The sequence below is a fragment of the Microcoleus sp. LAD1_D5 genome, assembly GCF_036702115.1.
Classification (GTDB): Bacteria; Cyanobacteriota; Cyanobacteriia; order Cyanobacteriales; family Microcoleaceae; genus Microcoleus.
This window is the reverse complement of the sequence record NZ_JAUBSA010000152.1, coordinates 1-4,667: the sequence shown is the minus strand read 5'-3', so window position 1 is coordinate 4,667 and position 4,667 is coordinate 1. Positions and strand designations below refer to the sequence as shown.

Annotated in this window: 6 protein-coding genes; 4 read left to right on the top strand and 2 right to left on the bottom strand. The window is 46.4% G+C overall.

Features of this window, described 5'->3' with window-relative positions:
* Positions 1-867: 867 nt before the first annotated feature.
* The 3 genes from apcA to QUA70_RS28055 all read left to right on the top strand — a co-directional run bounded on the left by apcA (position 868) and on the right by QUA70_RS28055 (position 2,484).
* The gene (gene apcA, locus QUA70_RS28065) at positions 868-1,353 is read left to right on the top strand and encodes an allophycocyanin subunit alpha (RefSeq protein WP_333036136.1); all 486 of its coding nucleotides are present in this window, start codon (positions 868-870) and stop codon (positions 1,351-1,353) included.
* 176 nt (positions 1,354-1,529) lie between these two features.
* Positions 1,530-2,015 (top strand): allophycocyanin subunit beta, encoded by a 486-nt coding sequence (gene apcB / locus QUA70_RS28060; protein ID WP_006634930.1) that lies wholly within the window; start codon positions 1,530-1,532, stop codon positions 2,013-2,015.
* A 265-nt stretch (positions 2,016-2,280) separates the two neighbouring features.
* The gene (locus tag QUA70_RS28055; protein WP_006634929.1) at positions 2,281-2,484 is read left to right on the top strand and encodes a phycobilisome linker polypeptide; all 204 of its coding nucleotides are present in this window, start codon (positions 2,281-2,283) and stop codon (positions 2,482-2,484) included.
* Positions 2,485-2,594: 110 nt separating this feature from the next.
* Here QUA70_RS28055 and QUA70_RS28050 read toward each other — a convergent pair whose 3' ends face one another.
* Positions 2,595-3,017: an EamA family transporter gene (locus tag QUA70_RS28050; RefSeq protein WP_333334648.1), complete on the bottom strand. Its 423-nt coding sequence runs from the start codon at positions 3,015-3,017 to the stop codon at positions 2,595-2,597.
* A gap of 36 nt (positions 3,018-3,053) precedes the next feature.
* On the opposite strand from QUA70_RS28050, the gene QUA70_RS28045 reads away from it, so the two are divergent.
* On the top strand, positions 3,054-4,274 hold the full coding sequence (locus QUA70_RS28045; RefSeq protein ID WP_333334646.1) for an FtsW/RodA/SpoVE family cell cycle protein: 1,221 nt from the start codon (positions 3,054-3,056) through the stop codon (positions 4,272-4,274).
* 184 nt (positions 4,275-4,458) lie between these two features.
* On the opposite strand, the gene QUA70_RS28040 is transcribed toward QUA70_RS28045, so the two are convergent.
* Positions 4,459-4,667, bottom strand: a 209-nt coding sequence (locus QUA70_RS28040) for a hypothetical protein (RefSeq protein ID WP_333410767.1), incomplete at its 5' end; no start/stop codon positions are given.

Below are 4,667 nucleotides of genomic sequence, written 5' to 3'. Positions count from 1 at the left end.
TGATTTAATTATCCACAGTGGCTCAAAGTCCTACAGAATAAGCCATTGGGCCATATAAAAACTGTCCGGACTATTGCTTTTAGAGGACTGAATAATTCATTAGTCCTCTTTTAGAGGACTTTCGCTTTGAGGCAGGGGTTTCAACCCCTGACGGACTATCGGTTTTACCTTAAGTTGACACTCCTTTGGCGGGAGATCCCGCCCGTCCCAGACTTGTTGAGAACGGTGCAAGATGTGAGACGATCGTACATCTCCCCCCAGTCTCCCCCCATCTCCCGCTTCTCTCCCTCTCAGGGGCAAGCCTTTGAGCCTCGCTCCGTCGCCCGCCCCAAATGCCTCGCGAAGAATAGATAGCCTGCAATCCTTGCTGGGAGATAATTATAGCCAGTTTTTTAACTGTGAAAATTTAACTTAGAAGACCCAAGCGAGGGCCCAAACATGAAAAGGAATGTTACAAACTATTACAGTAACACTCAGAATGTGAACATAATGCCTCAAAATACTTGCGAGAGGTAGTTGTGTCAGAGAAGCAATATCCTTACTAACTGCCCAATAGTCACTCGATCGCCACTAAGTGGCCTGCTGCAATCTCGATCATAAATTAAAGATCGCATCAGTCATTTGTGGTATTGTAAGCGACAGGCTTAGTGCGAGCACTCACAAGCGCACCGGCGTGAAGAACAAGCGCCGTCAAACACCGAAGGCAGCCTGCGGCCAACAACTTTAACAGTTGCTGACTGTGGAAAGTCCAGCCTTCCCCGTCAAAGCTCCTGCCTGAGCATGAAAGGTAAGGGATGCAAGCGCCCGCCGTCGCTAGCTCAGCGCGGAGCAGTTCGTATAGCAAAATATCCAGCGGGTACACACAAGATGAGTATCGTCACCAAATCAATCGTCAACGCAGACGCCGAAGCTCGCTACTTGAGCCCAGGTGAATTAGATCGGATCAAGAGCTTTGTCACCTCTGGTGAACGCCGCGTCCGCATCGCCCAAATTTTGAGCGAATCCCGCGAACGCATCGTCAAGCAAGCAGGCGACCAACTTTTCCAAAAGCGCCCTGATATTGTTTCTCCCGGCGGCAACGCTTACGGCGAAGAAATGACCGCAACTTGCTTGCGCGACATGGATTACTACCTGCGTTTGATCACCTACGGAATCGTAGCTGGCGACATTACTCCGATCGAAGAAATCGGTATTGTCGGCGTCCGCGAAATGTACAAATCTCTCGGCACCCCGATTGAAGCCGTCGCCGAAGGCGTTCGCGCTATGAAAAATGCAGCAAGTTCGCTGCTGTCTGGAGAAGACGCTTCCGAAGCTTCCTCTTACTTCGACTACGTTATCGGTGCGATGCAGTAAGGAATTTCGATTTTAGGTTTTCGATTTTAGATTGAAAAATTGGGGGTTGCCGGCAACAAGTTAAAAGCTTTTGCAAATAACCAGCCACTTAAAAATCTTAAATCCCAAATCCCAAATTCCAAATTCTAGCTCCAAAATTGGACTGACTCAGCCACTTTCTAGGAAACAAGACAACCATGCAAGACGCAATTACCGCCGTTATCAATTCCTCTGACGTTCAAGGTAAGTACCTCGACATCAGTGCTCTAGACAAGCTCAAGAACTACTTTGCTTCTGGCGAACTGCGCGTCCGCGCCGCTACAGCCATCAGCGCCAATGCAGCCACAATCGTCAAAGAAGCAGTTGCTAAGTCTCTGTTGTACTCTGACGTAACTCGTCCCGGTGGCAATATGTACACCACTCGTCGTTATGCAGCTTGCATCCGCGACTTGGACTACTACCTCCGCTACGCCACCTACGCTATGCTAGCTGGCGACCCTTCCATCCTCGATGAGCGCGTGCTCAACGGTTTGAAAGAAACCTACAACTCCTTGGGCGTGCCCATCGGTTCTACCGTACAAGCAATCCAAGCAATGAAAGAAGTCACCGCCGGTTTGGTCGGTTCTGACGCTGGTAAAGAAATGGGCGTCTATTTCGACTACATCTGCTCTGGCTTGAGCTAAGACTCAGGAAGAAGGAAAAAGGGAGAAGGAAGAAAGAAGAAGAAATAACATTTATTTCTTGCCTCTTTTAACTTTTAACTTTGGACTTGTTACCTTTGGCTTTGAAAAGAGGTCAGGGAAGTTGAGAGTGATTGCTAGACCGTCAAAGGCTTGTCGAGAAAGCCCGACGAGTTTTAACGAGCTAGTTTTGACTCCTAACTCCCTGCCTTCAATCTTTAAAAAATCCATCTAATAATCTGTAAACCTACTCAGGAGTTAGTTTCCCATGAGAATGTTTAAGGTGACTGCTTGCGTCCCCAGTCAAACTCGCATTCGCACTCAGCGCGAATTGCAAAATACCTATTTTACTAAGCTCGTTCCTTACGACAACTGGTTCCGGGAACAGCAAAGAATTATGAAAATGGGCGGCAGAATTATTAAAGTGCAACTGGCTACCGGTAAGCCCGGAGCTAATACAGGTTTACTTTAAGAGCCGAAGCTGGATTAGTAGAGGGGTAAGAGGTCGCGATGACCTCTTTTTTGTTGTTATAGCAGAAGAAAGAATGTCCAGCGTTGTTAATTTAATCATTGACCAATATTTCAATAAGCAGAAAGTATAACTGCGATTATCGCTAACAAAACAGCAAGCATTTGTGGTAACGTAATAGCCTCTTTCAAGAATAAAGACGATAATAATATAGTAATCAGCGGGTAGATAGATGTAACACTCACTACATTGGCAACTTCACCTTTGGTCAGGGCTATAAAAAATACTAATGATGCCACCGTGCCACAAACGCCCACTAACATCGCAAACAAAATCCCCCTAACATCTCCCTCAAAACTAAAATTATTAGTGTGGAAAATAATAAATAAAGTAGTTAAAATAGCGCCAATTGCTTCATAAACAAAAGCAGTTTTGTAGTCAATATATTTAGTGGCTAAATTGCCCAAAAATCCCCACAAACCATATAACAGCGAGCAAATTAATGCGTAAATTAACCAATCTGGTACTTTAGCCATCTTTGTTAGAGTTTATTGAGATCATTCTAAAATCCTATGGCTAATGACATTCGACGCTTGATTCCCTTTTTTGACCCCAGCGCGTCTCAATGGGCCGCTGAGGCCCGCTGGCTGAGGTGGCTGACTTTTCTGTGGCTGTTTGTCGGGCTGACAGCTTTGTTTTCGGCTTCCTATCCCATTGCAAATTATGAATTTGGAGACGGCCTTTATTATTTTAAACGACAGCTAATCGCAGTGGCGATCGGGCTGGCCGGCTTTAACTTGATAGTGTACTCCCCACTGCGCTACATCATGAAAACATCTCAGTTAGGCGTTTTATTGCTGCTGGGATTGCTCTGGTTGACCTTAGTTCCGGGAGTGGGAACCACAATCAACGGGGCGACTCGCTGGATATCTCTGGGCCCGGTTCCGATTATTCAACCTTCTGAGTTGATCAAGCCGTTTTTTGTTCTCCAAAGCGCCCGCATTTTCGGCAACTGGTCCCGCTTGACGAATAAAGTTCGCTTAACTTGGCTGTTAATTTTCGGTGCAATGCTGTTGGGAATTTTGTTGCAGCCTAATTTGAGCACCACCGCTTTGTGCGGGATGACTTTGTGGTTGGTGGCTTTAGCGGCTGGCTTGCCTTACTTGCAATTGGGCGCAACAGCTATGGGGGGAATGCTTTTAGCGGTTTTAAGTATTAGTTTTAGGGAATACCAGCGCCGCCGGATTATGTCTTTCCTCAATCCTTGGGCTGATCCGATGCAAGACGGTTATCAGTTGATTCAAAGTCTTCTGGCGGTGGGTTCTGGGGGCATTTGGGGTGTGGGTTTGGGGATGTCGCAGCAAAAATTATTTTATTTGCCGATTCAGTACAGCGATTTTATTTTTGCTGTGTTTGCTGAGGAGTTTGGTTTGGTGGGATGTTTCTCACTGTTGCTGATGTTGGCGGCTTACTCTACTGTGGCTTTGAGGGTAGCCATGAAGGCTCGAAATACTGAGTCTCAGTTGGTGGCGATTGGGGTGATGGTGGTGATGGTGGGACAGTCGCTGCTGAATATTGGGGTGGCTACGGGGGTTTTGCCGACTACGGGTTTGCCGCTGCCGTTTTTTAGTTACGGGGGTTCTTCGATGTTGGCAAGTTTGTTGTTGTCGGGGTTGCTGATTCGGGTGGCTAGAGAGAGTTCTGAGGCTGATGTGGTTTCTTTGGATGGACGCAGAGGGAAGCCGGGAAAGCCGAATTTACGATCGAACAACGCCACTTCACAAACTGAATAATTTGTCAATAATAAACCCGATTTTTGGAAAAAATCGGGTTTGTTTATTTACTCCCGAACTACTGGCAGAATACCAATTTATAGCAACCGCTCTCGTAGCGAAGAACACGGATGCTGAGAAAATAACAAGTAGGTGATCTTAAGGCAATTCGGGAGTTATATCGTGGCAGATGAAGGTCGATCGACTATTTTCGCCCGTCACCTTTATTGGGCGGTTCTTCTTGTTGTTCTTGAGGTTTAGCTGTGATGTCAGTTAATTCTTTTTTGTCTGGTTGCGGTGTTTCTTGAGTTGAGTTAGCCATTGAGTTTAGTCCTAAATAGGGCTTGCTGAATAAGCCTAAAACCCTTACCTCAAAAGACTTTGACTCGCGTTCGGCGTTGACAACGTGTAAGA

Coding starts and splice junctions, on each gene's coding strand:
- apcB (WP_006634930.1), top strand. CDS start 1,530: ATGCAAGACGCAATTACCGCCGTTATCAATTCCTCTGACGTTCAAGGT.
- apcA (WP_333036136.1), top strand. CDS start 868: ATGAGTATCGTCACCAAATCAATCGTCAACGCAGACGCCGAAGCTCGC.
- QUA70_RS28050 (WP_333334648.1), bottom strand. CDS start 3,017: ATGGCTAAAGTACCAGATTGGTTAATTTACGCATTAATTTGCTCGCTG.
- QUA70_RS28045 (WP_333334646.1), top strand. CDS start 3,054: ATGGCTAATGACATTCGACGCTTGATTCCCTTTTTTGACCCCAGCGCG.
- QUA70_RS28055 (WP_006634929.1), top strand. CDS start 2,281: ATGAGAATGTTTAAGGTGACTGCTTGCGTCCCCAGTCAAACTCGCATT.